Below are 26231 nucleotides of genomic sequence, written 5' to 3' on the forward strand. Positions count from 1 at the left end.
CGGCTCAGGGGGCCAGCGTCTCCAGCGCGGCCAGCTCGTCCTGGAACGCGGAGACGAGGGCCGCCGGGTCCGGGACGCGGGACGCATCCGCCGCCACGCCCACGGTCACCTGCCCCGCGTAGCTGAAGAGGCTGACCCCCAGGCCCACGTGGCCGGCCTGGGGGACCCAGAACGTGAGTCCCGCCAGCCGGCTGCCCGCGAGCGACACCGGCTGGCGCGGCCCGGGCACGTTGGTCGCGATGAGCGTGGCCTTGGCGCCAATCACGTCCACGGCGACGCGCTCCAGCGCCGCGGGCGTGTGGCCCAGCAGCTCCAGCATGCCGGACAGCAGCACGGCCTCCGGCGAGCGCTTGAGGTGCGTCATCCGCTTCGCCACCTCCCGCAGCCGGCGGCGGGGCTCCTCCAGGTGCACGGGGAGCCGCAGGAACACCACGCCGAAGCGGTTGCCCAGCTCACGGGGCACCGGCACGTCCAGGGGCCGCAGGTTCACCGGCACCAGCGCGTGCACGTCCTCCAGCGGGCCGCCCCGCTGGGCCAGGTAGCGCCGCAGCGCGCCCGTCACCGCCGTGAGCAGCACGTCGTTCACCGTGCAGCCCAGGGTGCGGCCCAGGGCCTTCACCCGCTCCAGCGCGATGGGCTCCGACCACGCGGCGCGCTTCTGGCGTCCCAGCGGTCCACGCAGCGGAGAGCGCGGATCCGGAGGCAGCGCGAGCAGCTTGCCCAGCGTCGCCGCGCCCTTCGCGCCCTCGCGCACGAGGTCGCCCGCGAGGATGGGCTCGCGCACCAGCTCCGCGCCCTTGCGCAGCGCCGAGCGTGCGCCCCGCGCAAGCCGCATCCAGCCAGGAGCGCTCGGCCGCCGCTCCGTCTCGAAGGGCGCCACCGCGTCGAAGGCTTCACTCCGGCCCCCCGCGTCCCGCCCCAGCGCGGAGGCTCGCGACGCATGAGCATCCGTCTCCGGCACCACGTCAGCGCCTGCGCCCGCCGCGCCGTCCACCGGCTCCGTGAGCGACAGCAGCACGCGCGCCAGCGCGATGCCGTCCGCGATGCAGTGGTGCAGCCGCGCGAGCAGCACGTCCCCACCGGGCGCGCCGCGCACCAGGTGGAAGTGCCACAGCGGACGCGAGCGCTCCAGCGGCACGCCCAGCCAGTCGCCCACCAGGGCCTCCAGCCCCGCGCGCCCCGCGGACTCCGGCACGCGCAGCGTGGACAGGTGCTCGTCCAGATTGAAGTCGCGCACGTCCTCCCAGTGCGGCGCGCCCAGCGGCCCGGGCCCGGCCACCACCCGCTGCCGGAAGCGCGGGTAGCGCTCCACCAGCCGCTCCCGCAGCACCGCGCGCAGCCGCTCCAGGTCCACGGCGCCGTCGAACCACAGCACCGCGGTGATCATCATCAGGTTCGCGGGCTCCTCCATCTGGAGCCATGCCGCGTCAATGCTCGCCATCCGCTCGCGGCTTGCCATGACGTCCTTCTCACCCGTGCGCCCGCGTGGGGGCAAGGTCCTCCTCAAGGCTTGGGTTGCGGCTCCGGCGCTTCCTGCTTCTCCCGTTCGAACTGGAACGTCTGCCGCGTGGCGCCCGGCACCGTGAGCACCAGCGAGTCCTTCTCCTCGATGACGTAGGTGAAGTCCCCGCCCTTGAACCTGCCCTTGGCCAGCGGCACCACGCGCTCCTTGCCGCACACCGGGCCCACGGCCTGCCCGTCCTGCGTGCGCAGCGCCAGGTGCTTCTTGTCCTTCACCTCCACCCGGCCCCATGCGCGCACGTCCAGCGTGCTGCCGCGCCCGAGCGTCGCGTCATCCAGCTTCGTCCTCAGCACGAAGCACCCGTTGGGCGTCAGCTGCAGCGCGCGCGCGTAGTCGGAGCGGGGCTGCACGTCCAGGCGCTCCTCCTTCCCCTGCTCCACGTCCGGGATGCTCGCCGCGGACAGCACCCACGTGCCCACCAGCTCCTCGGGGACGGCGGTGCCCTTGGGGGCCTTGTCGCCCTCGCAGGGGTTCTCCGCCAGCTTCTCCGGGCTCTTGGGCGCGGGCTCGAAGGACTTCTGGCAGGTGAGCCCGCACGACTTCGCCGCGCACGCCGTGTCGTCCGGCGCGCAGGCCGCCTTGCTCGTGCAGGTCTTCAGCCGCTTGAGCGCGTCCTCACAGCCTTCGCGCAGACACTGGTCGACGCACTCCGCGTCGATGCACTCCGACACGCAGACCCAGTTGGTGCGGCCACACACGCCCGCCACGGTGCGCGGAGCCTGGGCCGCCGCGGGCAGCGCGGCACCGGAGACGAGGAGCAGGACAAGGAGCCGGAGCAGTCGCATGTGGAGTGCAAGCTAGGCAGTGCGCCCACCTGCGGCGACACCCGGCGGCAAGGCTGTCCACCGGGCATCACTCCGGGCTCCGGCACTGCCGTCAGGTGAACTGCCACCGCCAGGTGCGCGGGTCGGACGGATTGGGCAGCTCCAGCTCGAAGTCCAGCGTGTCGTAGCGGCTGAACTCGCGGGGCTCCACGCGCAGCAGCGTCATCGCCGTGGTGTTGCGCTCGCGCATGGGGGACACGTCGAAGGCCAGCTCCGCGTCGAAGGCGACCTTGTAGAACAGGCAGAAGCCGTCCACCCGCCCGTCCTCCTCCACCGGCCGCCGGATGTGCACGCGCGAGGGCAGCCCGTCCGCGCGCATCGTCTCCAGGTCGAATGCGAACGCGGGCTCCGGCTCGCACAGCAGGTGGTCCACCTCGTAGGAGCGCACCAGCCGCGTGAAGTACGACGGGCTCATCGCCTCGCGCAGTGACTGGAGGCAGCGGAAGTCCACGTGGGGCAGCTGCTGCGTCCAGATGAACGGCACGCACGCCTCCTCGCGAAGCTGCACGGGCTCCACGAAGACCTCGAAGCGGTTGGGGAGGATGCGGCCGCCGGGCTTGAGCAGCCGCGCGCGCAAATCCAGCATCCGCGGCACGAGCCCCGCGTCGAGCACCGCATCCCCCAGCAGCTCGTGCAGCAGCACGTCCGCCTTCTCCGGCGGCTGGAAGTGCCAGGTGGGCTCGCGCACGAAGTCGATGCGGTCCAGGCCGTTGCGGCGGGCCACCCACTGCGTCGTGTCCAGGAGGCGCGAGTCATCCACCGCGTACAGCTTGCGCGGCTGCTGGTGCGCGGCCAGGAAGGTGCGCAGGCCGGTGCCGGCCTTCACGTCCACCACCACCTGGTTGGGGCGCACGTAGCGCTCCACCGCGCGGCGCCACACATCCACGCGCTGCGGATCCGCCAGCACCGAGTCCTGCGGCGCGGGACTGGACAGGGACAGGCTGTTGGGCGCGTGCCTCCGGTGAAGGTGGGACACGAGCGGCAGGTGGCTGAGACGCGAGCGCAGGTCCATCAACGCCTGACGCGGCAGGTCGAGCAGATTCGGCATGGCTTCCCCCCGGAAGGCCGTGACGGTCCCGACAAGGACGCGGCCGACCACCCCGCCCCCCGGAACCAGGACTCCGAACGATGCAGGAAATCCAGGCTCTTCCCCAATCCGTCCCGGGGGTTACGCACTGTCCCCAGGAAAACATCCGCCCCCGCCCCCTGTCCCGAGCCAACCGGGCCGCCTCCCGACAATTCACTCAAAGCCGACCTGACGGAGGTGTCCGCCCATGACAGTTCAAACATCCCTCCGGGCCTTCAAGAAACCGGGACCAAGGCGTTTTTCCAGCAAAGCCTTCAACCCGCGCGTGGGGCGGGGTCCTGACGCAGGTCGTGCTCGTGGACGGACGCGAGGCTTGGAAGAGGGGGCACTGATGATGCGCGCAATGGAGTCGCGGACACAGGGCGGGCCCGAATGGGTGAACACCGAGGGAGCGCGCTGGGAGGCCCAGCCGTGGCGGCGCCAGTTGCAGGACACGCGCTCGCGCGAGCACCGGGTGGCGAGGTCCGCGCTGGTGGCGGCGCTGCTGGCGGAGGGCTGCGCGGTGGAGGCGGACGTGGCGCGGTTCGCGGGGACGCTGGAGGACCGGGCGTCGCTCAGCATCGGGCAGGTGCTGCGCTTCGTGGACAGCGTGCGGGTGCGCATGGCGCTGGCCTGCACGGACGACGAGGTGCTGCAACTGACCTACCTGCGCCGCAACGCGGAGGAGCTGGCGGAGCGGATGATTGACTGGGCCAACACGGGCCGGCTGCCGGCGTAGGGCGGCCTGACGGACGTTGGTGGTGGGCGTCCCGGGTGGGAGTGCCTTGACAGGGGCGGTGGAGCGCTTTCAGGTGGGGGCATGCTCGCCCTTGCTCTTGCCGCCACGCTGGCGGCCGCACCCGCGCCTCGCGTCGCCGCCTCGACGGTGACGGTCCTCCACATCCCCCAGCTCGACCAGGTGCAGGGGCTGAACGCGTTCCTGACGCGGGCGGGGGCGTACTCGCAGATGCTGAGTCCGGCGTCGTGGAGCGGGGAGCTGCACCCGCTGCTGCCGCTGGACCTGTCGAAGCCGGAGGCCATGGAGGCGCTGGGCGTCGACGCGGCGGGGCCGCTGACCGTGTCCATGCGGCAGGACGGTCGCATCGCGTGCACGCGGGTGAAGGACGCGAAGGTGTTCCAGGAAGCGACCGCGAACGTGCTCGCGCGCAACGGCGACGTGAAGGCGGGCACGGTGAAGGGCGTGACGACGCTGCGCGCGCCTGGCGCCGTGGGAGGCTTCGGGGGCTACGTCCTCAAGGGCCAGGAGGCCTGCGCCTTCCTGAGCACGGACTCCGACGACGCGCTCCGCAAGGAGGCCGCGAAGCTGGTGGCGCAGAAGGCCCCGGCGGCGGACGCGCGGATGGCCACGCTGCCGGGCGTACTGTTCGTGTCCACGAAGGACGGCGTGGTGGCGCTGGACGGCACGGCCACGGGGCTGAAGGTGGAGGGCACGGCGACGAAGCTGCCCCTGCCGCCCTTCCAGGCAAAGGGAATCAGCCCCTACGGGGCGATGGCGCCCTCGGGCCTGCTCTTCGCGCGCGCGCAGGTGGCGCCGACGGGCGTGGCGCAGGCGGTGGAGTCCGTGGCCAGCGCGGTGCGGTCGGTGTGTCCCGCGTGCCCTGCGGCGGACGTGAAGGCGGTGACGGACGCGCTGGCGAAGCAGATGACGGGGCAGGTGTTGTTCGGGGTGGACTCGGTGGCGGTGAAGGGTTCGCTGCGCAAGCCGGAGGTGCGCTTCTTCGCGGCGAAGCAGGCGCTGGCGGCGGAGGTGACGGACGCGGCGGCGGTGAAGGCGGCGCTGGCTCCGCTGGCGAAGTTCCCCGGCGCGAAGGCGCTGGACGACGGCTACGCGATGGAGGCGAAGGGCGGCAGCGTCTACGTGCGGCTCAAGGGCAAGCAACTCGTCTTCGGCAACGACTCCACGGTGACGCAGGCGATGCTCGCGTCCCTGCCGGAGAAGGGCGGGCCGCTGAAGCGCGCGGTGGAGTTCACGTTGGATCCCAAGAAGGTGGCGCGGGGCCTGTCCCAGGTGTCGCTGATGGACGTGATGGGAGACCAGCAACTGGCCGCGTTCTTCGGAGCGAGCACGGAGCTGGGCCCCCTGCTCGCGAAGAGCGACAGCATCACCGGCTGGCTGGACAGCGCCCCCAACGGCGCGCACCGCTTCCAGATGAACTGGTCCCTGCCGGAGAAGAACTGAGCCACCAATGCCACAATTTCAAAACATATCCATACAGATATCAAAATTCACAGATCAACTGCTTATAGATAAAATCAAAGAAGCCCTAACCGCATCCGAACTTCAGACCCAAGACATCTCAGTCCAACCTGAGTTCAGCGGAAACTCAACTCGATTCTCCACTGAGAAACCGCCACCACCAGAAATAGCCGAAGTACTCTCGCTAAACACATTCGCCATCATCCGTCTCGACATAGAAACAGCCACAACGCTATCCATCTCCTTCAGAAGACAACCCAACCAACCATCAGACAACGTCTCTATCAACTTCTCGGAATCCTATCGCGAATCCCCTCCCAACCCGAGCCACGCGCAGGTAATCAAACTGACCGGCCACCTGCGCGAGCACCTGCGGGCGGTGGACTTCCTCTCAACAGAGGGATTGCGTTCGGTGCTATCTCCGGAACTTCACAAGCACTATGAATTCCGTGAAGCAGCCGTTGCCAAACTGGAAGCCACGATTGCTCAAATAGCATCACAAATCACAGAGGACGCACGCAAGGTTCGAGCACAGCTCGACATCGAATACCAAGCCAGAACGGAAATGCTCAACGCCTCCCATGCCAAGGAGGTAGAAAAATTTCACTCGGAAATCGCGCTCCAGCAAGAGCGACTTGAGAAGCAACGGCTAGAACTCGAAACAAAGCTAAGAGAAATAGACCACAGCAAGAGTACACACGCTCGCCGAAAGCTCCGACAAGACCTCAAGCAGGAACTAGCGAAGAGAAGCGTCAAGTTCCAGCTTACCGAAGGAACTCGCGACCTACGCCTCCCTATCTTTCTCTTCACCATTTTCCTACTGGTCGTTTCGTTCACCGGGCTCGCCACATACTCTGTCTTAAGCGCTACCTTGTTCGCGCAGGGAACGGACCTTGCTGATCGCGAATTGATAGCAACAACCATCAAACAAATCGCATTCGCAATTGCATTCGCAAGCACCTCGCTATTCTTCCTTCGATGGAACAATCGTTGGTTCCAGGCACATGCCGACGAGGAGTTCCGTCAAAAGCAATTCGACCTTGATCTCGACCGTGCAAGCTGGGTCGTAGAGATGGCGCTTGAATGGAAAGAGGAGAAGGGGAGCGAAATTCCTTCAGAACTACTATCTCGCCTCACCAATGGATTGTTTGTGGCAGACAGCGATCATGCTGAAGAAGCGCTTCACCCTGCTGATCAGCTTGCATCGGCCATACTCGGGGCATCATCTGGAGCGTCGATTGAAGTCCCAGGCGGCACGAAGGTCCAATTCGACAGAAAAGGGATTAAGCGTCTACAGAAGAGCACTCAAAAGTGACTATCTTCATCATCGCTAGTGCAAAGCGCATCAATCATACTTGGTACCGCCAAAGCCGTGCACGAGCTAGCTCTACCTTGAACGCCGAATGGCCCTTCCGGACGCCCAAGGCAGGCCGTTGCCAGCAATGTTCCGGCTGCGGCTACTTGCGCACCAGTTCCACCTGCATGCCCAGGAGCTTGCGGCTCTCTCCCGTGGTGCCGCACATCGCGCCGTCGGTGAGCGGACCCATGGGGCGCTCCATGCCTTCCACCAGGCACCAGTAGCGCACGGTGTACAGGTGCGCGCCTTCGCCGCGCAGCCGGATGCCGAAGGCCTCCAGGCGGCGGGCTTCTCCCTGTGTCCCGCACGGCGTGCCCTCCGGCAGCCAGCCTGAGTCACCGAGGTCCTGGAGGTGGCACTGGTACTCCAGCTGCACGGCCTTCATGGGGCGCTTGAGGTGGAACTCGAACTGCTCGATGCGCTTGGGCTGCGTGGGGAGCCACGTGGCCCGGCTGGAGGTCTGGTTGCCGATGTCCTCGCTGTGCACCGTTCCCACCAGCGCCACGGTCTTGGAGGGAGCGGCATTCAGCGTCGAGGCCAACATCATTCCAACCAGCAGGCTCTTCATCGGAGTTCCTTGTGGGAGACCTCCGTGCTGACGCGCCAGTGAAGGACCTATTCACCCGGAGCGCTACCGGGACTTGCGGCTCGCGCGCTTCCGGGCCGGGCTCTTGCGCGCGGTCTTCTTCGTCGCGGTCTTCTTCGCCGCGGTCTTCTTGCGTGCCGTCTTGCCCCAGCCGCGCTCCATGTTCTTGTAGGACTTGCTGGACACCTTGGAGCGGCTCTTCGGCCTCGACGTCCCCGCCTTCTTGCGCCGGTTGATGTTCGCCACGAGGCTGTTCTTCTTCTGGGCCATGTGCTGCCTCCGATGCCTGGAGTGCAAGGTCTTCACTCTCCGGCCTCCCGGCAATGTCCCCGTCCCGCCCAGGCTTCGTGTCAGCCGCGGCGCCTGAACCACCTCGCCGCGGCGCGGGTGACGTCTTCAGGCTGGGGCGTCGCATCGCTCGCCCATGCGACGACCCCATCCGGCCGCACAAGCACCGCGCTCAGGCCCAGGCGCTCCCGGACGTCGCCCGCGACATACCGGACCTGCTCGCCCCAGAGGCCATCCAACGCCTGGAGCGGCGCCTCACGGCCGAAGTCCAGCAGCAGGCCGCGTCCATCCCGGAGCAGTGCGCCCAGCCGCGTTCCGTCCTCCATCTCGAAGTCCGGGCAACTGCGGCCCACCAGCGGGTGTTCCCCGCCAAGGTCGTAGCGGACGGACACGCCCCAGACACGCTCCGCGAAGTAGGTCGCGCCGTCGCGCGTATCGATGAGGTCTCGGAGGATGGCTTCGAGCGCGCGGGAAGCGGGCTGGGGCCGCATCAGCGCGACCTGGGCCCGGGACGCATCGAGGATGCGCGCCCCCACCGGGTGCCGCTCCGGGGTGTAGCTGTCGAGCAGGCCCTCGGGGGCATCCCCCCGGAGGGTCGCGGCGAGCTTCCACCCCAGGTTCATCGCGTCGCCCAGGCCCAGGTTCAGGCCCTGCCCGCCCAGCGGCGAGTGGATGTGAGCGGCGTCGCCCGCCAGCAGCACCCGTCCCTTGCGGTAGGTCGTTGCCTGATACGCGCGGTCGGTCCAGGTCGAGGCGACATGCAGCGCCTTGACGGTCACGTCCGTGCAGGACACGCGCCGCAGGACCGCTTGCACGTGCTCGAGCGTGACGGGCTGGGTGCGATGGAACGCGCCGCCGTCGAAGTCGGCCACCGCGATCACGCCGGGCTGCCCCTGGTTGTACATGCCGGTCGGCGTGTAGTGACGCCCCGGGCGGAGCTTCTCCGGATCCGCGAGCTCGACGTGGACCGAGTACCCCGTGAACTCGGGCTCGGTCCCGACGAACTCGAAGCCCCCCTGCTTGCGGATGATGCTGCGGCCGCCATCGCACCCCACGAGCCAGCGCGCGCGAAGGCTCTTCCCGCCGGCACGGACGGTGACTTCATCGTCCGAAGCCTCGAAGCCTTCGACCTCCTGGTTGCGCTGGATCTCCACCCCAAGCGAGAGCGCGTGAGCGGTGAGGACGCGCTCGAGCTGCTCCATGTCGCTCGAGAACTGGGTGTCCGCCGGCCCCGGGAGCCGGTACTTCCACCGCGACGAATCGATGTGGCCGTAGTCGAACGCGATGCCCGCGAAGTGGCCGGCCGGCCCGCGGAGGTTGGCTCCGCCTCGTGGCGCGAGCTGTTCCAGCAGTCCACGCCGGTGGAACGCTTCGATGCTCGGGCCCCAGAGCCCCCGCCTTCCAAACGGGAGCCGCTTCAGCGGCGAGTGCGGATCCTCCAGCCGCTCCAGCACCCGCACGGAGCGCTTCGCGAGCCGCAATTCGCAGGCCAGGAACAGTCCGACCGGACCGGCCCCCGCGATGATCACGTCATGGACCAAGGTGTCCTCACTCTTCCCGGAGCGTGATGGCGTGGGAGAGCTGCCCCTTCGTGCACGTCCACACCACCTTGTTCGCCTTCTCCAGGGTGCCCGGCTCGTACGCCTGCACGCGCAGATCCACCAGCCGGTAGTTGAGGATCTCCGCCAGCGCGTCCGCGTTGCGCTCCAGCGACTCCGCGAACTCCGGCTCCGTCGAGGCGATGCCCTCCGCCAGCATCAGGAACTCCTGGCGGAAGGACTCCTGGAACTCGGAGGAGCTCACGCTCTCGTCCGAGACCTCCCCCTCCTTCAGGGCATACACGCTCGTGATGCACATGCTCCAGAGCGGCATCGGCTCCGTCGAGTCCAGGTTGCTCCAGAACGCGTAGCCGCGCGGGTACCGGTCACGCGCCCGGGCCTCCGCCTGGGAGAGGCTGAACTTGCGCAGCTGGCTTCGCTCCAGGCGGGCCTTGAGGTGCCCGGAGTCCCCGATGCTGACCGGGGTGAAGTTCGCCTTGAGCGTGAAGTCCGGAAGCTTCTTGCGCAGCAGCCGGGCCAGCTGACCGGCCATGCTGTCCCCGACGTCGCTGTCCCCGGTGATGCGCTCGGCGTAGCCCGTCTTGGGCCTCGCGGCGAAGCAGACGCACAGGGAGAGGGTCCACTGGATCCACTGCCCCTGGAGCGCGGAGGTGATGCGGCCGACGTGGTCGGCGATGTGCTCGTTCGTCACGCCGAGCATCGTGCCGCTCGCGCCGCCCTGGACGATGCCGCGGTTCTCGTTGAACTGACCGTGTCCCGCGATGAGGATCTTCACCTGACTGGTGCGGATGCTCGAAAGCCGGCCCTTGATGAACTGGATGGCGTCGTGAAGCGCCTTGATGGGCTGCCGCATGTCGCAGACGAAGCCGACAGGCTCCGTGGCCCGGTACGCGTTGAAGTACTTGGTGCCATGGGCGGCCCGCGCCTTCGCCGTCACGTACCCCTTCAGGTGAGAGGTCATGACGTTGGACATCTGCTGCTCCAACGCCGAGTAATCCAGAACGATGTACGCGTCCTTCATGGGCGCCGAGGATACCTCCCGGGGCCCTACGCCGTCCGCTCGCGAGGCCACCCCGTCCGCGAACGCTCACGCTCCGCCTCCTCCGCCCGCGAAAGCCCCCGCTGGAGGTCGTTCCAGTCCAGCGTCCCCGCGAGCAGCCCTTCCTCGTCCACCACCGCCACCAGCGGCACGCGCGCCTCCGCCATCCGCCGCAGCGCCGTCCATCCGTCCTCGGAGAGCTCCGCCACCGCGCCGTCCTCCATCGCGTCGCGCACCATGTAGCCCCCGCGCTGCGACTCCGGCACCGCCTGCACCGCCGCCCACGTCACGTACCCGATGGGCCTCCCCGAGCTCGTCACCGGCAGCATTCCCACGTGCTCGCGCCGCAGGGCCCAGTGCGCGTCCTGCATGGACAGGTCCAGGTCCACGCCCACCATCCGGGGCGTCATCAGCGCCTCCACCCTCACCTGCTCCAGCAGGGCCTTCATCCGCACCTGCCGCGCCTCCCCTTCCGCGCCCATCAGCACGAAGAAGGCCACCACCAGCGTGAACGGGTTCAGCGACACCACGCCCCACACGCCGAACGCCACCGCGAACACCCGCCCCAGCGCCGCCGCCACCTTCGTCGCGCGCACCATGCCCAGCCGGGGCGTCAGCGCCGCGCGCACGATGCGCCCCCCGTCCATGGGGAAAGCCGGCAGCAGGTTGAACACGCCCAGCACCGCGTTGAGCATCGCCAGCGTGAAGAGCGCGAACTGCACCTGGAACAGCCCCAGGCCGTGCACCAACCACGTCACCACGCCCAGCACCGCCGCCAGCCCCAGGCTCGTCAGCGGGCCCACCAGCGCCATCATCGCCTCGTCCCGGGGACGCTTGGGCACCTCCGCCAGCTCCGACACGCCTCCGACGATCATCAGCGTGATGCCGTGCACCTCCCCGCCATGACGGAGCGCGTAGAAAGTGTGCGCCATCTCGTGCAGCAGCACCGACACGAACAGCCCCACCGCCACCGCCAGCCCCCAGGCCCAGGAGTGGCCACCCAGCGCTCCGGGCGGCACGTCCGCCGTCTCCGCGGCCTGCTGGAGCGCCGCGCTGAACGACAGCGCCAGCAGCGGCAGCGCCACCAGCAGTGAGAAATGGACCCGGATGGGCACCCCCCGGAACGACCCCACCTGCAGTGTCCCCGGCCTCGCACGCATCGCCAGCCTCCCTGCTCCCCCGCGCCGCGGGAAGCGCGGTTGTCGGAAATCCTGAACTTCCGTCCCGTCTCCACCCCCTGCACACCGGGCCCGGCCGTCCGTCCCCCCCTCCAGAGGCAAGGGAAGCGCTGCCACCGCCTTCCAATCGTGTTAAGCGGCCCCCCATGGCCACGACCCCCGAGAACGATCCCTTGCGCGCACGCCTGCAGCAGATGGAGCAGCAGGCCGAGCAGGGCGGCGGCGCCGACCGCATCGCCAAGCAGCACGAGGCGGGCAAGCTCACGGCGCGCGAGCGCATCGACCTGCTCCTCGACCCCGGCTCCTTCAGCGAGCTGGACAAGTTCGTCACCCACCGCAGCCACGACTTCGGCATGGGCGACAAGAAGATTTTGGGTGACGGCGTCGTCACCGGCTACGGCACGGTGGAGGGCCGCCAGGTCTTCGTGTTCGCCCAGGACTTCACCGTCTTCGGCGGCTCGCTGTCCGGCGCCTACGCCCAGAAGATCTGCAAGATCATGGACCTGGCCACCCGCGTGGGCGCGCCGGTCATCGGGCTCAACGACTCCGGCGGCGCGCGCATCCAGGAAGGCGTGGAGAGCCTCGCGGGCTACGCGGACATCTTCCTGCGCAACACGCTGGCGTCCGGCGTCGTCCCCCAGATTTCGCTCATCCTGGGGCCGTGCGCGGGCGGCGCGGTGTACTCGCCCGCCATCACGGACTTCATCATGATGGTGAAGGACACGTCGTACATGTTCATCACCGGCCCGGACGTCATCAAGACGGTGACGCACGAAGAGGTCTCCAAGGAGGCCCTGGGCGGCGCGCTCACGCACAACCAGAAGTCCGGCGTGGCCCACTTCGCCGCGGAGAACGAGCAGGCCGCCATCGCGATGACGCGCGAGCTGCTCTCGTTCCTGCCCTCCAACAACCAGGAGGACCCGCCGTCCCAGCCGTGCGAGGACGACCCGTTCCGCGCCGAGGAGTCGCTGAAGACCATCGTCCCGGCGAACCCGAACAAGCCCTACGACATCAAGGAGATCATCCGCGCCATCGTGGACTCCAAGCACTTCTTCGAGGTGCAGGAGCACTTCGCGAAGAACATCGTCGTCGGCTTCGCGCGCATGAACGGCAAGAGCGTGGGCATCGTCGCCAACCAGCCCGCGGTGCTCGCCGGCTGCCTGGACATCGACGCCAGCGTGAAGGCCGCGCGCTTCGTGCGCTTCTGCGACTGCTTCAACATCCCGCTGCTCACGCTGGTGGACGTGCCCGGCTTCCTCCCCGGCACCGACCAGGAGTGGGGCGGCATCATCACCCACGGCGCCAAGCTGCTCTACGCGTACGCGGAAGCCACCGTCCCCAAGATCACGCTCATCACCCGCAAGGCCTACGGCGGCGCGTACGACGTCATGGCGTCCAAGCACATCCGCGCGGACATCAACTACGCCTACCCCACCGCCGAAATCGCCGTGATGGGCCCCGAGGGCGCGGTGAACATCATCTTCCGCAACGAGCTGCTCAAGGCCCAGGACGCCAACGCCGAGCGCAAGAAGCTCACGGACGACTACCGCGACAAGTTCGCCAACCCGTTCAAGGCGGCGGAGCTGGGCTACATCGACGAGGTCATCCGGCCCGAGGAGACCCGCGCCAAGGTCATCCGCGCGCTGGAGATGCTCAAGGACAAGCGGCAGGAGAACCCGCCCCGCAAGCACGGCAACATCCCGCTCTAGAAGTAGTCCCGGACCGCGCCCGCAGGCCTCCCGCCGTCTGGAGAGCAGGCGGGCGTCGCTTCTTCCGGAAATTCTGAGGTAACGCCGGGGCTTTCACGGGGCCACTCAAGGAGCCCCCCACGTGTCCCAGCAGCGCCGACTCGTCCTGTTCCTCTCCGACGTCGAAGGTAACCTCACCGCCCTGCGTCAGACGCTCAAGGGCGTGTGCGAGGGGCTCGACCTGCCCACGCCGGAGGTCAAGTGGGTGGAAGCCCGTCCGGAAGCCCTGGCTGACAGCGGCTGGCACGTCGCGGAGATCCCCCTCGTCTCCGGCAAGACGTCCGGCAAGGTGTCCTCCCCCGAGGAGCACCTGGACGCCATGACGCAAGCCCTCTCCAAGGACTTCCGCGACCGCTCCATGGGCATGTACGTGGACCGGGAGCACAGCTACGCGCGCGTCTGCATGGCCGCCCCCAGCCGTCCGCCCCGCGCCATGGAAGGCGAGTACCTGGACGTCCTGCGCCAGGCCGCGCGCTGGCTGGACGTGGAGACGACGGGCCTGGCCCGGCTCTTCAGCGGGAATGCGGCGCGCAACCTGCTGGCCGCGGCGGTGGACTTCGGGCCGGACGGCAAGGCCGTGGAGGCCCCCGCGCACCCGCCCCAGCCCCCCGAGCCGGACGAGGATGACCGCTTCGTGGAAGCGAAGCTCGCCCAGGCGAAGCAGCTGATGGACCAGTACCTGAACCTGCGCAAGTAGAGGCAGGCAATCCCGGGCGCCCCATGCTAGACGGGCGCCCATGCCCAAGATCCGCAAAGTGCTCGTCGCCAACCGCGGCGAGATCGCCATCCGGGTGATGCGCACCTGCAAGGACCTCGGCATCGCCACGGTGGCGGTGTACTCCGAAGCAGACCGCTCCGCCCTGCACGTGCGCACGGCCGACCAGGCCTACTTCGTCGGCCCTCCGCCCTCGCGCGAGAGCTACCTCGTGCAGGAGCGCATCCTGGAGGTCGCGAAGCAGTCCGGCGCGGACGCCATCCACCCCGGCTATGGCTTCCTGTCGGAGAACGCGTCCTTCGTGCGCGCCTGCGAGAAGGCCGGCATCACCTTCATCGGTCCGCCGGCCGCCGCCATGGACGCCATGGGTGAGAAGACCCGCGCCCGCGCGAACATGATCAAGGCGGGCGTGCCCGTCGTCCCCGGCACCACCGAGCCCATCGCCACCATCGAGGAAGCGCGCGAGTACGCGCAGAAGATCGGCTTCCCCATCATGCTCAAGGCCGCCGGCGGCGGCGGCGGCAAGGGCATGCGCCGCGTGGAGGGCATGGCCGACTTCGACTCCGCGTGGCGCTCCGCCAAGAGCGAGGCGATGAGCTCGTTCGGCAACGACGCGGTCTACATCGAGAAGTACCTGGAGAAGCCACACCACGTGGAGATCCAGGTCTTCGCCGACCAGTACGGCAACACCATCCACCTGAACGAGCGCGAGTGCTCCGCGCAGCGCCGTCACCAGAAGGTGGTGGAGGAGACGCCCAGCCCCATCCTCACGCCGGAGCTGCGCGCGAAGATGGGCGAGGTCGCGGTGAAGGCGGCCAAGGCCGTCAACTACGTGGGCGCCGGGACGGTGGAGTTCCTGGTGGACGTGCACCGCAACTTCTACTTCCTGGAGATGAACACCCGCCTCCAGGTGGAGCACCCGGTGACGGAGTGGGTCACGGGCCTGGACCTCGTGGCCATGCAGATCCGCGCCGCCGAAGGGGAGAAGCTCCCCCTCTTCGAGGCGCCCGCGCCGCGCGGCCACGCCATTGAAGTCCGCGTGTACGCGGAGGACCCCGCGCGCAACTTCATGCCCAGCCCCGGGAAGATCCACGCGCTGCGCGTGCCGAGCGGCCCGAACGTGCGCGACGACTCGGGCGTGTACGCGGGCTTCACGGTGCCCAACTTCTACGACCCCATGATTTCGAAGCTGTCCGTGTGGGGCGCCACGCGCGAGGAGGCCATCGCGCGGGCCAAGCGCGCGCTGTCCGAGTACGTGGTGAAGGGCATCACCACCAACATCCGCTACCTGCACGGCATCCTGTCCCACCCGGAGTTCGTGGGCGGGGACTACGACACCAGCTTCCTCACCCGCCAGCACACGGAGCTGCTGGGCGCGGAGGATCCGAAGCTCAGCGAGGTGGCGCTGCTCGCGAGCACGCTGCACGCCTTCCAGCGCGACCAGAAGCGCGCGAAGACGCTGCCGTCGAAGAGCGGTGGCGGTGACACCTCTGGCCGCATCAGCCCGTGGCGTCTGGCGCTCAAGAACCGCCGTCGCTGACCCTCCTCCCGCAAGGACCTTTCCTCCATGCGTTACTTCACGAAGCAGCAGGGACAGAAGGAAGCGGTGCCGGTGGACCTGGAGTCGCTGGGTCAGGACCGCTACCGGCTCACGGTGAACGGCAAGACGTTCCAGGTGGACGCGCTCTCCGTGGACCAGGGCACGCTGTCGCTCCTGGTGGACGGCCAGTCGTACAACGTCGAGTTCGAGGAGAACGGCGACGAGATTGGCACGCTGGTGCGCGGGCAGGTGAACCGCACCGACGTGGCGGACGAGCGCAAGCTGCGCATGCGCGCGGCCGCGGGCAGCTTCTCCGTGGAGGGCCGCCAGCTCATCCTCGCGCCCATGCCCGGCAAGGTGGTGAAGGTGCTGGTCAAGGTGGCGACGAGGTGAAGGAGGGCCAGGGGCTCGTGGTCGTGGAGGCCATGAAGATGGAGAACGAGCTCAAGAGCCCCAAGGCCGGCAAGGTCACGGAGGTCTTCGCCAAGGAAGGCACCGCCGTGGAGAACAACGCCAAGCTCATCGTCGTGGAGTAGGCGGACCCCATGGAGATGCTCTGCACGCTGCGCAGCACCACGGACACGCAGCGCCAGGCCCTGCTGAAGGCCCCCCAGGCGCTGGAGCCCTTCCTGGAGGACGAGGAGGACTTCGGCGACGCGAAGGGCGCGGCGTTCCTGGAGCTGGACATCGGCGAGGCGTGGCACGGCCTCCAGTACCTGCTCACCGGCACGGCGTGGGAGGGCAAGCCGCCCCTGGACTTCCTCGTGCGCGGCGGCGAGGACGTGGGCGACATCCCGTCGGATGAGGGCACCGCGCGCGTGTTCGACGCGGCCGCCGTGAAGGCGCTGGCGGAGGCGCTGAAGAAGGCCTCCGTGGAGGATCTGCGCAAGCGCTTCGACCCGGCGCGGCTCCAGGCCGAGGACATCTACCCCGGCACCTGGGACGAGGAGGAGCCGGCGGAGGACGTGGATCCGCTGGAGGAGCTGCTCTCCTACTTCGTGGAGCTCCAGAAGTTCACCGCCGCCGTGGCGAAGCGGGGCCTCTGCCTGCTCGTGCACATCGGTTGAAGAAGCCGGACGGGCGCGCCTGCTTCAGGCCGCCCAACCCAGCCACACGTCGCGCCCCAGCTTCAGCACCAGCGCGGCCACGACGCCCAGCACCACCCCGCGCACCAGCTTGTCGCCGCCCTTCACCGCCACGTGCGCGCCCAGCCACGCGCCGGTGAACTGCGCCGCGGCCATGGGCAGCGCCACCTTCCACAGCACCACGCCGCGCAGCGCGAACAGCGTCACCGACGCCAGGTTGGAGGCGAAGTTCACCACCTTCGCGTCCGCGGACGCGCGCGCCAGCCCGTGGCCCAGGAGCGACGAGAACGCCACGATGAGGAACGTGCCCGTGCCCGGGCCGAAGAAGCCGTCATAGGTGCCGATGGCCAGCGCGATGAGCGCGCCGATGGCCTGCGCGCGCGGCCGGGGCGAGGGCTCCACGCCGTCGCGCTTCGGCGGCGTGCGGCGGAAGGCGAGGAACACCGCCACCGCGATGAGCAGCACCAGCACCAGCGGCTTGAGCACCTCCGGCTTGAGCAGCAGCACCAGCGCCGCGCCGCCGAACGCGCCCATCAGGCCGAAGGGGAACGTCACCTTGGCCAGCTTGCCGTCCACGAGGCCCGCGCGCGCGAAGCGCACCAGCGCCGCGCCCGAGCCGAACACGGACTGCCCCTTGTTGGTGCCCAGCGCCACGTGCGCGGGCAGGCCCGCCGTCAGGAGCGCCGGCAGGGTGATGAGCCCGCCGCCCCCCGCGATGGCGTCCACGAAGCCCGCGCTCAGCGCGGCGACACACAGCAGCACCAGCTTCAACGCGCTGACGTCCAGGTCCACGGTGGGGCCCGCCTCCTCGCCGCGGGTGGCGCCCGCTTATCACCCGGACGGCGCGCCGTCCTGGCCGGTTGCTTGCGTCGCGCTGAAGCTTGGGGGTCAATGCGGTCCATGCTCGCGACCCTGATGACCGTGCTGGCGCTGACGCTCGCCGCGCCGCCCTCGCCGCCCGACGCGACCACCGCCACGTGCCGCTCCATCGATGGGCACGTGTCCTGTGGCTACGGGTGCAAGTCGGATGGACAGCGCGTGCGGTGCGCCCAGACGCTCCAGGGCAAGTGCACGGTCATCGACGGGCAGGCCGTCTGCTTCGACCCGCCCGCCTACGTGGTGAAGGCGTATGGCGCCGGGCTGCCGGAGCCGGAGTGCAAGACCATCGATGGGGTGGTGGGCTGCGGCTACAACTGCGTCACCGACTTCGGCAAGGTGAAGTGCGCGAAGACGCCCGCGGGCGTGTGCCGCAGCCAGAGCGGCAACGTGACGTGCTTCGACCCGCCCGCCGCGGTGTTCGCGGTGTTCGGCCGGCAGGTGCCTCGCGCGCAATGCGTCAGCAATGGCATCCAGCTGGCGTGCGGCTTCAACTGCGTGAACGCCTCTGAAGGCGTGCGGTGCGCGAAGACGCCCATGGGCGTGTGCAAGGCGCAGAACGGCAACCTCAGCTGCTTCGACCCGTCGCCCGCGGCGCTCTGCGCGTGGGGCAAGGGCCTACCGGCGCCCCAGTGCAAGTCGAGCGAGATGGGCCCGGTGTGCGGCTACAACTGCACCACGGCCTACGGCAAGGTGGCGTGCGCGGGGACTCCGGCGGGCCTCTGCAAGGTCTTCGACAGCGAGGTGTACTGCTTCGACCCGCCCGCCGAGCAGCAGGCCGACGCGGCCTGTCTCGCCGGCGTGGGCCTGGCGGCCATCGAGGGCGCCACGCCCTGAAACAGCCTGCCCGCCCGCTCGCGGGAGGTCATCCGCTTGGACGCGGGCCCGGGCGGCGATAAAATTTCGGCTTCCCGGCACTAGAGGGAATGGGAGCAGGACGGCACATGGCGGAGGGCGAGGTCCGGCAGTACTGGGTGCGGAACGATCGGGGCACCACGTGGGGGCCGCTGACGGGTCCGACCATCGAGCTGCTCATCGACAGCGGCTCCATCCAGGGCAAGCTCCAGGTCTCCACCGATGGTCTGCAGTTCGCCTTCCCGTGGCGCTTCCCGGAGGTGCGGGACGCGTTCCCCCGTGAGCTGTGGGGAGACGGCGCGCCCGCCTCGCTGGTGCAGTCCGCGCCCGCCGCCATCGTTCCTCCGCCGCCCGGCCCTGGCGCCGCGCCCGGTCCGGGAGCCGCGCCCATGGCCGGTCCGGGAGCCGTGCCCATGGCGGGCCCTGGCGTGATGCGGGGCCCCGGGCCCGGAGCCGCGCGGCCCGCCGTCGACGCGGCGGGGCGTCCGGTCGCCGCCGCCCGGCCTCCGGGACCTCCCGTCGTGGCGGCCCGTCCAGCGGGGGCTCCCGCCGGAGCGCCCGCGGCCACGGCGGCGCGTCCGGCCGCGCCCCAGACTCCCCAAGCTCCACAGGCTCCAGCGGATGACGGGACCAACACGGTGCCGCCGCAGGGGCAGCTCCAGCAGTACCCGCCCATGCAGCTGTACGGGCGCATCGCGGCGGGCGAGCAGACGGGCCTGCTGACGCTGGGGCTTCCGGACCGCACGCTGTCCATCCACTTCCGCAAGGGCAGTCCGGAGTTCGTGGACTCGTCGCACGCGGAGGACGCGCTGGGCGTGTCGCTGATGGGGGCGAAGCTCCTGACGGCGGAGCAGCTCCAGCAGGCGGAAGGCGCGAAGGAGCGCTTCGGGGGCGATCTGCTCGCGGCGCTGTTCGGCCTGGGGCTGCTCCAGCCGGCGACGGCGTTCACGCAGCTGTCGCAGCGGGCGCTGGGCATCCTGGGCAAGGCGCTGCGCGCGGAGTCCGGGACGTTCTCCTTCGAGGCGCGCGACCTGCCGGCGCAGAAGGCGATGCCGCTGGGCAACCGCTGGGCGCTGCTCAGCGACCAGGTGCGCCGCATGCCGACGGCGGACCTCAAGCGGCGGCTGACCTACGTGCTGCCCATGCCCATCATGAAGTCGGGTGGCCGGGTGCCCTCCAGCGACCTGCGCCTGACGCCGCACGAGGTGCGCGCGCTCTCCTTCATCGACGGGGTGCGGTCGCTGGGGCAGCTGCTCCAGGACGTGCCGCAGGACGCGGAGCACCTGCTGCGCGTGGCGTTCCTGTTGAAGGAGCTGAACGGAGTCTCGTTCGCGGCCTCGCGAACGCAGGCAGCGGCACCGCCCCCTCCGGGCCCCACGGCCACCGCCGCGCCCCGTCCCCCGGGTGCCGCGCCCGGTGCGCCCGCCGCGGGTCCCGGAGCCAGGCCCATGGCGGGTCCTGGAGCGCCCACTGCGGGCCCCGGTGCCGCAGGTACGCCCGTCGCCGGTCCTGGAGCCAGGCCCATGGCCGGTCCTGGAGCGCCTTCCGCAGGCCCGGGTGCCACGCCGATGGCCGGCCCAGGTGCACCTGTCGCAGGCCCGGGCGCCACGCCGATGGCCGGACCCGGTGCGCCCGTCGCGGGCCCGGGTGCGCGCGGAGCCAGCCCCGGTGCGCCCGTCGCGGGACCCGGTGCCGCCCCCCGGCCCGCCGGGGCTCCTCCCACGGGTGCCGCTCCCGTCGCGGGCCCCGGCGCCGCACGTCCCGCCGCTCCGGCAGCGGGCCCCGGTGCGGCTCCGCGCCCTCCGGGTACCGCCCCCGCCGGAGCCGCTCCCACGGCGGGCCCCGGTGCACGGCCCGCTCCGCCCGTCGTCGCCGCTCCAGCGGCCTCATCCTCCGCCCCCGGTTCGGACGAACTGCCCGCGCTGCGCCAGCTCGCCGCGACCATGAAGGGCCAGAACCACTTCCAGCGGCTCGGCCTCACCGAACAGACCGACGGCAGCGCGGTGAAGATCGCCTACTTCCGCCTGGCCAAGCTCTACCACCCGGACACCCTGCCCCCCGGCGCCCCGGTGGAGCTGGAGAAGCTCAAGGCGGAGGTCTTCGCGTACATCGGAGACGCCTACCGCGCCCTCTCCGACGACAAGAACCGCGCGGCCTACCTGGAGGACCTCAAGAACGGCGGCGCCGACGGCGGCGTGGACGTCCAGTCCATCCTCCAGGCCGAGGAGCTCTTCCAGAAGTCCTGCATCCTGGTGAAGGCCCGCAAGTACCCGGACGCCGTGAAGATGCTCAACGAGGCCATCGCCCTCAACGGCGAGGAGCCGGAGTTCTACGCCTGGCGGGGCTACGCGCGCTTCCTCGCCGCCCCCGACAAGAAGGCCGCCCAGCCGGAGGCCTTCCGCGAAATCCAGGCCGCCATCAAGCGCAACGAGCGCTGCGCCCCCGCCCACTACTTCCTGGGCGTCATCGCCAAGCTGTGCGGAGACGCCGCCGGGGCCCTCAAGCACTTCAAGCGGACGGTCGAGCTGCAGCCGGACCACATTGATGCGATGCGAGAGGTCCGCATGGCGTCGCAAAAGAAGTAGGGTGCGCGCCTTTTCAAGGAGACACCCCCCATGCCCCTCACCGGGAAAGAACGCCGCCACCTGCGGGCCCTCGGCCACCACCTGGAGCCGGTGGTCATCGTCGGCTCGTCCGGCGTCACCGAGGGCGTCATCGCCGCCGTCGAGCAGGCGCTGAACGACCACGAGCTCATCAAGGTGAAGATCAACGAAGGCCCGGAAGGCCGCCACGAAGGCGCCGACCGCATCGCCGAGGCCACCGGCTCCGAGCTCGCGCAGCTCCTGGGCCGCACCGCCCTCTTCTTCAAGCGCCGCAAGGAGAAGTCCCGCTTCGAGGACGTCCTCAAGGGTCCGCACGACCCCCGGCCGGCCCCCAAGACGGACGAAGACAAGAAGCCGCGCCGCCGCTAAGCCGCACCGTTTTCCAGAGGTCGCGGGGAAATCAGGTCAGCCCAAGCATTTTGTGCGGGGGTGAGAGCAGCCGAGCCCTCGTGCCGGGTTGAAAATGTCCCTACGCTGGGGGTCTTCCCCCCGCGGAGGTGACGTGCAGACACCCTCGTCCTCCCCTTCATCCGCTCCAGGCTGGCACGACGTGCTGATGCAGCACCTGGAGCCCTTGCTGGGTGACTTCACCGCCAAGATGGCCATCCACACCGCCGCGCTGCGGGCCCTCAAGCGCCCACCCGAACAGGTAGGCGTGCAGGACGTGCCGCAGGTGCTGGAGGGCCTCAAGCCCATGCTCAACGTCTTCATCGGCGCGCTGCGCACGACGAGCACCCTCACGGAGATTTCGAAGGCCATGGAGAAGCTGCGATGAACGCCCCCCGTCCCTCTTCGGGTCGCGCGACCAGGAAGGTGGCGCCCTGGCTGGGCGCCGTCGCGGTGCTGCAACTGGTGCACCTGGGCGCGGTGGCCACGTCCTTCCAGGACTCGCACCGGCTGGCGCTCGTGGGTGACGTGGCGGGCTGGACGGTGGGCCTGCTCGCGGTGCTGGGCACGGCGGCGGCGGCGCTGTCGTTCGGCGCGGGTGACTACCTGCGCCGCGTGTGGGGGCTGCTGACGGCGGGCGCGGTCCTGTCGCTCGTGAGCACGGCCCTGCGCAGCTACTGGATGCACGCGGTGCCGGACGTGCCGTTCACGGACTCGCCGCTGTTACCCGTGCGCATGGGCGTGGTGGTGTTGGCGAACGTGTGCACGACGTTCGCGCTGGTGCTGCTGTCGCGCACCTACCGGCAGTCGGGCCTCCAGCCTCCGCCCAGCTCCCGCGCGACGCTCCTGTGGGCGGTGGCGGCGGTGGCGGCGCTGGCGGTGGGTGGGCCGGCGCTCTTCAAGGCGGTGGGCCAGCTGGGCCAGGGCTTCGCGGCCACGTGCACGGCGGTCATCGCGCTGGCGTCCACGCTGGCGGACATGACGACCATCCTGCTCGTCGCGCCCATCCTCCGCGTCGCGTACATGCTGCGAGGCGGGCGGCTCGCCTGGGTGTGGTGGGCCATGGGCATCTCCGGCGCGGTGTGGCTCTTCTACGACGCGCGCGAGTGGCTGGCGCCGCTGCTGCCCGGCAATCCCGCCGAGGCGGTGGAGCTGCTGCGCACGCTGCGCACCTCGGGGCTCGCGATGCTGGGGCTCGCCGGGTGGTTGCAGCGCTCGGCGCTCATGGCATCCCAGCGCGCGGCGAGCACCGAAGTCGCCCTCCCCACCGCCTGATCCGTTCCACCGCGTCCAGCTGACGCGCGAAGCCACGGCCCGCTCCCCATCCGGAGCGGGCCGTTATGTTTTCCAGGGCTGGCAGGGTTGGGAGAGACTGGGGCTTCCCGTTTCCTTCAAGGAGCCTCCAAGCCCATGCGACCTTCCCCGCGGTCCCTGCTGTTGGTTACCTGTCTGCTGGCCGGATGCCGGACGGCGCGAGAAGCACCCGCGGCGCAGGCAAAGGCGGACTGCGGTCCGGTGATTGCCGGCATGGAGGCGGTGCTCAAGCCCGCGGCCTTCGTCGTGCTGGGGGAGATCCACGGCACGCGGGAGGCGCCGGCCTTCGCGGCGAGGCTGGCCTGTCACGCGGCGGTTTCCGGCCAACCGGTGCGGCTCGCGCTGGAGTTGCCCGTGGAGGACCAGGCGCACCTCGACGCGTTCACTGCGGGCGAGACCCAGGGGCCTCCCGACAGTCCCTTCTGGCACCGCGAGGCGCAGGACGGCCGCGGCAGCGAGGCGATGCGGGGACTGCTCGAGCGCGTGCGGGAGTTGCGGCGCGCGGGGCTTCCGGTGCGGGTGGTGGCCTTCGACCCGGGAGGCAAGGACCGCGACAACACGATGGCGGAACAGCTCCGTCAGGCGCGAAGCCAGGCGCGAGAGGACACCTTCATCGTGCTCGTGGGCAACTACCACGCGCGCCGCGACGTGGGCGCACCCTGGGACGAAAAGCTCCAGTTCATGACGCACCGGCTGCTCGAAGCGGAGCCCGGCCTGGTGTCGCTCGACGTGGTGAACGCTGGAGGCTCCGCGTGGGTCTGCCGCGGAATGACGGCGGATACCTGTGGCCAACAGCCCCTGCGAAGCAGGGGTGAGGCGCAGGCCGAGGGAATCCTCCTCCAGAAGAAGGCGGATGATCCGGACAGCTACGACGGCACCTACTCCGTGGGAGTCATGACCGCTTCGCCCCCGGCGTTCGGCGCCCCGAGCACCGCGACGCCCGCGCCCCGCTGAGCCCCCTCCCGCCGCCCATCTCCAAACCTGTCCGACAGTCGGACAGGTTCGAGCGGTGCGCCGTCGGCGAAGCGGCCCGGAAGCTCCGGCGCTCAGCTCCGGAGCCGACGCCGCGACACGACCACCGCGCAGCCCAGCGCGCCCAGCGTGAGCGCCCCCAGCCACAGCCCGGGAACGAGCCCCGGCGTGCGGTAGCGCATCACCACCGTATGGCTCCCCGCCGGCACCGCCACCGCGCGCACCGCCACGTTGGCGGCGAGGATGGGCGCGGGCTCGCCATCCAGCGTCGCGGTCCAGCCGGGCAGGTACGCGTCGTTGATCACCAGCACCGAGGGCGCGGCGGCCTCCAGGTCCACCGTGAAGTGCTCCGGCGATTCGCGTGTCACACGCACGCCCCCGGTGCCGGACGCGGCCTCCAGCGGCAACGGCGCAGGGCACTCCACGAGGACGGTGCCGGACGCTGGCGGCTGGGGCGCTGTCATCCGCTTCAACGCCTCATCGAACGTCGCCACGCACTCCGGCCGGGCCAGGTGGATCCGCGCGGGTGCCTGCGGATGCCCGAGCAGCGTCATCCCGAACAGCGACTCCTCCACCAGCACGCGTGAGCCAGGAGGCGGCCCCTCGGTCAGCTCCCGGGTGCGCGCCACCGTGAAGGGCGTGGACAGGCGCGGGGCCAGGTCGAACGACCAGCGCCGTGTATCGGCCATCAACCGCAGCAGGCGCGTGCTCCGCCCCGGCAGGTAGCTGCCCGCGCTCTCGATGTCCCAGAACACCGACGTGTCCGGCGCAAGCACCGCCACCTGTCCCAGGCTCAGCCGGTCCTTGAACTCGTAGCCGGCCAGGGGCGGCGCGCCGTAGCCCCGCACCACCGTGTTCACCCGCACCGGCTCCTCCGGTGGCGCGGACGCGCGGATCCGCTCCGCGAACGGAGGCGGCGTCTCCAGTATCTCCGCCGGGGACACCTGGTAGAGCGGCCCGTTCTCCAGGAAGAGCGCCGCGCCCTGGAGCACCACCAGCCCCACGCCCAGCCGGGGACGCCACGCCAGGACCGCGCACAGCAACGCGAGCCCCGCCGCCGTTCCGGCCATGCGGACCACGTTGTTCGACAGGCCCTCGATGGCCGCGGCGGGAGCGTCCGGCCAGTGCGGCAACACCCAGCCGCGCGTCCACAACCCGCCCACCGCTTCGCCCAGCACGACCGCCGCACAGAAGGCCGCCACGCCAATGCCCGCGACGATGACCGCGCGGGGAGCGCCCCCGGGCGCCAGACACCGCCGCCAGCCCAGCCCCGCCCCCACCGCGAGCCCCAGCACCAGGAACGACTCCAGCTTCTCCGGGTAGCGGAAGGGCCGCCACAGCGGCAGCAGCCGGTACACCCAGCCATACACAGGCAGCGACGACCCGAGCACCAGCGCCAGCAGCAACAGCCACGCGCCGACGAACACCCAGGTGCGCCGCTGCCGCCACGAAGCAACCGCGCCCGCCAGCGCCAGCACGCACGCGGGCGTCCCCACGTAGAGCGAGTCCACCCACGCGCGTGTGAAGCCCCCCACGCGGACGAGCTTCTGCACGACGACCTCTGGGATGCCGCGCACGCCGACCGGATCCGTCAGGAACGGCCCCAGCAGCAGCTCCCCCACCCGCAGCGGGTGCAGGGAGAAGTACTGCGCCTCCACGAGCGACCGGGCCCCGGGCTCGCCCGTCGCCACCAGCGCCGCGGCGGGCAGCAACTGAGGCGCGGCCAGCAGCCCGCCCGTCGCCACCAGCAGCAGGCACGCCCCCACGCGCCGCGCCCACGTCCCCGTCACGGGCTCCGTCAGCGCGATCAGCACACCCAGCGCCTGCGTGACGGCGAACGCCTGCGCATCCCCACCGAACGCGACCAGCGCCAGCAGCACCCCACCCACCGTCAGCCGGGCCGCCGAGGGTCGCCGCACGAAGCACAGCACGCCCCACAGCGCGGCGGGGACGGTGCTCGCGGGCAGCAGGTACGTGGGGTTGTTCGTGATGCAGACCAGGTAGCCGCTGAAGGTGAACGTCAGCGCCCCGAACAGCGCGCCCGCGCGGGGGACGCCCCACTCGCGCAGGAGCGCCACCGTGCCCAGCAGCGCGACCGGGAAGCACAGCAGCACGGTGAGCTTCACCGCCGCGCCCAGGGGCAGCACCAGGTGCAGCAGCGTCGTGGGGTGGAACACGCCGGAGATGAAGATGGCGGGGAACGACTGCCCGAAGCCGTCGTAGGGGAACCAGTCGGGGAACTCGCCCCGCGACACGCGCGCGGCCCAGTAGGCCCGCATCGGGTAGAAGGCGCGCAGCGTGTCGCCCGCCAGGAAGATGTCGCGCGTGAACGTCGCCCGGAAGAAGAAGAGCGCAGGCAGCACCAGCGCCAGCCCCCCGAGCATCCAGCGCCAGCCGGGGCGGGCTTCGTCCACCCGCCGGGGGTCCGCATCGGGAATCGGTGCGCCAGGGTTCGCGTCCACGTGTGCCCGGCATCGTCGGCGACGCACCCACCCAAGC

Annotated in this window: 23 protein-coding genes and 1 pseudogene; 14 read left to right on the forward strand and 10 right to left on the reverse strand. The window is 70.2% G+C overall.

Features of this window, described 5'->3' with window-relative positions; all coding sequences use genetic code 11:
• Positions 1 to 4 precede the first annotated feature (4 nt).
• The 3 genes from JYK02_RS16515 to JYK02_RS16525 form a co-directional block, all read right to left on the reverse strand.
• Positions 5 to 1459 (reverse strand): WS/DGAT/MGAT family O-acyltransferase, encoded by a 1455-nt coding sequence (locus JYK02_RS16515; RefSeq protein WP_207052191.1) that lies wholly within the window; start codon positions 1457 to 1459, stop codon positions 5 to 7.
• A 44-nt stretch (positions 1460 to 1503) separates the two neighbouring features.
• Entirely contained in the window at positions 1504 to 2307 is an 804-nt protein-coding gene (locus tag JYK02_RS16520) for a hypothetical protein (RefSeq protein WP_207052193.1), read from the reverse strand.
• A 91-nt stretch (positions 2308 to 2398) separates the two neighbouring features.
• Entirely contained in the window at positions 2399 to 3394 is a 996-nt protein-coding gene (locus JYK02_RS16525; protein WP_207052195.1) for a class I SAM-dependent methyltransferase, read from the reverse strand.
• 370 nt (positions 3395 to 3764) lie between these two features.
• On the opposite strand from JYK02_RS16525, the gene JYK02_RS16530 reads away from it, so the two are divergent.
• From JYK02_RS16530 to JYK02_RS16540, 3 genes are all read left to right on the forward strand, one after another.
• Entirely contained in the window at positions 3765 to 4151 is a 387-nt protein-coding gene (locus JYK02_RS16530) for a hypothetical protein (protein ID WP_242588772.1), read from the forward strand.
• 81 nt (positions 4152 to 4232) lie between these two features.
• Positions 4233 to 5612, forward strand: a complete 1380-nt coding sequence (locus tag JYK02_RS39660) for a hypothetical protein (RefSeq protein ID WP_242588773.1) — start codon at positions 4233 to 4235, stop codon at positions 5610 to 5612.
• A gap of 7 nt (positions 5613 to 5619) precedes the next feature.
• Positions 5620 to 6945 carry a hypothetical protein gene (locus JYK02_RS16540; RefSeq protein WP_207052197.1) on the forward strand — a complete coding sequence of 442 codons (1326 nt, stop codon included), beginning with the start codon at positions 5620 to 5622 and terminating at the stop codon, positions 6943 to 6945.
• A 142-nt stretch (positions 6946 to 7087) separates the two neighbouring features.
• Here the strand turns inward: JYK02_RS16540 and JYK02_RS16545 are convergent, their stop codons facing one another.
• From JYK02_RS16545 to JYK02_RS40410, 5 genes are all read right to left on the reverse strand, one after another.
• On the reverse strand, positions 7088 to 7555 hold the full coding sequence (locus JYK02_RS16545; RefSeq protein ID WP_207052199.1) for a hypothetical protein: 468 nt from the start codon (positions 7553 to 7555) through the stop codon (positions 7088 to 7090).
• A gap of 63 nt (positions 7556 to 7618) precedes the next feature.
• Positions 7619 to 7843: an excinuclease ABC subunit A gene (locus JYK02_RS16550; protein WP_207055363.1), complete on the reverse strand. Its 225-nt coding sequence runs from the start codon at positions 7841 to 7843 to the stop codon at positions 7619 to 7621.
• Between the two features lie 80 nt (positions 7844 to 7923).
• Entirely contained in the window at positions 7924 to 9402 is a 1479-nt protein-coding gene (locus tag JYK02_RS16555; protein WP_207052201.1) for an FAD-dependent monooxygenase, read from the reverse strand.
• 7 nt (positions 9403 to 9409) lie between these two features.
• Positions 9410 to 10441 (reverse strand): hypothetical protein, encoded by a 1032-nt coding sequence (locus tag JYK02_RS16560; RefSeq protein ID WP_207052203.1) that lies wholly within the window; start codon positions 10439 to 10441, stop codon positions 9410 to 9412.
• 26 nt (positions 10442 to 10467) lie between these two features.
• Entirely contained in the window at positions 10468 to 11619 is a 1152-nt protein-coding gene (locus tag JYK02_RS40410; RefSeq protein ID WP_207052205.1) for a site-2 protease family protein, read from the reverse strand.
• 164 nt (positions 11620 to 11783) lie between these two features.
• On the opposite strand from JYK02_RS40410, the gene JYK02_RS16570 reads away from it, so the two are divergent.
• From JYK02_RS16570 to JYK02_RS16590, 5 genes and pseudogenes are all read left to right on the forward strand, one after another.
• On the forward strand, positions 11784 to 13346 hold the full coding sequence (locus JYK02_RS16570) for an acyl-CoA carboxylase subunit beta (protein WP_207052207.1): 1563 nt from the start codon (positions 11784 to 11786) through the stop codon (positions 13344 to 13346).
• A 121-nt stretch (positions 13347 to 13467) separates the two neighbouring features.
• Positions 13468 to 14082, forward strand: coding sequence for a hypothetical protein (locus JYK02_RS16575; protein ID WP_207052209.1), 615 nt, complete (start codon positions 13468 to 13470; stop codon positions 14080 to 14082).
• Positions 14083 to 14122: 40 nt separating this feature from the next.
• Positions 14123 to 15640 carry an acetyl-CoA carboxylase biotin carboxylase subunit gene (accC, locus tag JYK02_RS16580; RefSeq protein ID WP_207052211.1) on the forward strand — a complete coding sequence of 506 codons (1518 nt, stop codon included), beginning with the start codon at positions 14123 to 14125 and terminating at the stop codon, positions 15638 to 15640.
• A gap of 27 nt (positions 15641 to 15667) precedes the next feature.
• Positions 15668 to 16176, forward strand: a pseudogene (locus tag JYK02_RS40415) (biotin/lipoyl-containing protein).
• A 9-nt stretch (positions 16177 to 16185) separates the two neighbouring features.
• Entirely contained in the window at positions 16186 to 16707 is a 522-nt protein-coding gene (locus JYK02_RS16590) for a YfbM family protein (protein WP_207052213.1), read from the forward strand.
• Positions 16708 to 16731: 24 nt separating this feature from the next.
• On the opposite strand, the gene JYK02_RS16595 is transcribed toward JYK02_RS16590, so the two are convergent.
• Complete coding sequence (locus tag JYK02_RS16595) at positions 16732 to 17517, reverse strand: TSUP family transporter (RefSeq protein WP_207052215.1); 786 nt, start codon at positions 17515 to 17517, stop codon at positions 16732 to 16734.
• Between the two features lie 108 nt (positions 17518 to 17625).
• On the opposite strand from JYK02_RS16595, the gene JYK02_RS16600 reads away from it, so the two are divergent.
• The 6 genes from JYK02_RS16600 to JYK02_RS16625 all read left to right on the forward strand — a co-directional run bounded on the left by JYK02_RS16600 (position 17626) and on the right by JYK02_RS16625 (position 23714).
• Positions 17626 to 18438: a hypothetical protein gene (locus tag JYK02_RS16600; RefSeq protein WP_207052217.1), complete on the forward strand. Its 813-nt coding sequence runs from the start codon at positions 17626 to 17628 to the stop codon at positions 18436 to 18438.
• A gap of 107 nt (positions 18439 to 18545) precedes the next feature.
• Entirely contained in the window at positions 18546 to 21041 is a 2496-nt protein-coding gene (locus JYK02_RS16605; RefSeq protein WP_207052219.1) for a DnaJ domain-containing protein, read from the forward strand.
• Between the two features lie 30 nt (positions 21042 to 21071).
• A complete protein-coding gene (gene yhbY / locus JYK02_RS16610; protein ID WP_207052221.1) occupies positions 21072 to 21428 on the forward strand; it encodes a ribosome assembly RNA-binding protein YhbY in 357 nt (118 codons plus the stop codon).
• 133 nt (positions 21429 to 21561) lie between these two features.
• Positions 21562 to 21834, forward strand: coding sequence for a hypothetical protein (locus JYK02_RS16615; RefSeq protein ID WP_347402509.1), 273 nt, complete (start codon positions 21562 to 21564; stop codon positions 21832 to 21834).
• Positions 21831 to 22721 (forward strand): hypothetical protein, encoded by an 891-nt coding sequence (locus tag JYK02_RS16620; protein WP_207052223.1) that lies wholly within the window; start codon positions 21831 to 21833, stop codon positions 22719 to 22721. Before JYK02_RS16615 ends, JYK02_RS16620 begins: the two co-directional genes overlap by 4 nt.
• A gap of 135 nt (positions 22722 to 22856) precedes the next feature.
• Positions 22857 to 23714 carry a hypothetical protein gene (locus tag JYK02_RS16625; RefSeq protein WP_207052225.1) on the forward strand — a complete coding sequence of 286 codons (858 nt, stop codon included), beginning with the start codon at positions 22857 to 22859 and terminating at the stop codon, positions 23712 to 23714.
• A gap of 92 nt (positions 23715 to 23806) precedes the next feature.
• Here the strand turns inward: JYK02_RS16625 and JYK02_RS40760 are convergent, their stop codons facing one another.
• Positions 23807 to 26194: a YfhO family protein gene (locus JYK02_RS40760; RefSeq protein WP_207052226.1), complete on the reverse strand. Its 2388-nt coding sequence runs from the start codon at positions 26192 to 26194 to the stop codon at positions 23807 to 23809.
• Positions 26195 to 26231 lie beyond the last annotated feature (37 nt).

The sequence above is a fragment of the Corallococcus macrosporus genome, assembly GCF_017302985.1.
Classification (GTDB): Bacteria; Myxococcota; Myxococcia; order Myxococcales; family Myxococcaceae; genus Corallococcus; species Corallococcus macrosporus_A.

What these genes read in the sequence shown, in the direction of transcription:
- JYK02_RS16515 (WP_207052191.1), bottom strand. Translation starts at nt 1,459, where the DNA reads ATGGCAAGCCGCGAGCGGATGGCGAGCATTGACGCGGCATGGCTCCAG.
- JYK02_RS16520 (WP_207052193.1), bottom strand. Translation starts at nt 2,307, where the DNA reads ATGCGACTGCTCCGGCTCCTTGTCCTGCTCCTCGTCTCCGGTGCCGCG.
- JYK02_RS16525 (WP_207052195.1), bottom strand. Translation starts at nt 3,394, where the DNA reads ATGCCGAATCTGCTCGACCTGCCGCGTCAGGCGTTGATGGACCTGCGC.
- JYK02_RS16530 (WP_242588772.1), top strand. Translation starts at nt 3,765, where the DNA reads ATGATGCGCGCAATGGAGTCGCGGACACAGGGCGGGCCCGAATGGGTG.
- JYK02_RS39660 (WP_242588773.1), top strand. Translation starts at nt 4,233, where the DNA reads ATGCTCGCCCTTGCTCTTGCCGCCACGCTGGCGGCCGCACCCGCGCCT.
- JYK02_RS16540 (WP_207052197.1), top strand. Translation starts at nt 5,620, where the DNA reads ATGCCACAATTTCAAAACATATCCATACAGATATCAAAATTCACAGAT.
- JYK02_RS16545 (WP_207052199.1), bottom strand. Translation starts at nt 7,555, where the DNA reads ATGAAGAGCCTGCTGGTTGGAATGATGTTGGCCTCGACGCTGAATGCC.
- JYK02_RS16550 (WP_207055363.1), bottom strand. Translation starts at nt 7,843, where the DNA reads ATGGCCCAGAAGAAGAACAGCCTCGTGGCGAACATCAACCGGCGCAAG.
- JYK02_RS16560 (WP_207052203.1), bottom strand. Translation starts at nt 10,441, where the DNA reads ATGAAGGACGCGTACATCGTTCTGGATTACTCGGCGTTGGAGCAGCAG.
- JYK02_RS40410 (WP_207052205.1), bottom strand. Translation starts at nt 11,619, where the DNA reads ATGCGTGCGAGGCCGGGGACACTGCAGGTGGGGTCGTTCCGGGGGGTG.
- JYK02_RS16570 (WP_207052207.1), top strand. Translation starts at nt 11,784, where the DNA reads ATGGCCACGACCCCCGAGAACGATCCCTTGCGCGCACGCCTGCAGCAG.
- accC (WP_207052211.1), top strand. Translation starts at nt 14,123, where the DNA reads ATGCCCAAGATCCGCAAAGTGCTCGTCGCCAACCGCGGCGAGATCGCC.
- JYK02_RS16590 (WP_207052213.1), top strand. Translation starts at nt 16,186, where the DNA reads ATGGAGATGCTCTGCACGCTGCGCAGCACCACGGACACGCAGCGCCAG.
- JYK02_RS16600 (WP_207052217.1), top strand. Translation starts at nt 17,626, where the DNA reads ATGCTCGCGACCCTGATGACCGTGCTGGCGCTGACGCTCGCCGCGCCG.
- JYK02_RS16605 (WP_207052219.1), top strand. Translation starts at nt 18,546, where the DNA reads ATGGCGGAGGGCGAGGTCCGGCAGTACTGGGTGCGGAACGATCGGGGC.
- yhbY (WP_207052221.1), top strand. Translation starts at nt 21,072, where the DNA reads ATGCCCCTCACCGGGAAAGAACGCCGCCACCTGCGGGCCCTCGGCCAC.
- JYK02_RS16620 (WP_207052223.1), top strand. Translation starts at nt 21,831, where the DNA reads ATGAACGCCCCCCGTCCCTCTTCGGGTCGCGCGACCAGGAAGGTGGCG.
- JYK02_RS16625 (WP_207052225.1), top strand. Translation starts at nt 22,857, where the DNA reads ATGCGACCTTCCCCGCGGTCCCTGCTGTTGGTTACCTGTCTGCTGGCC.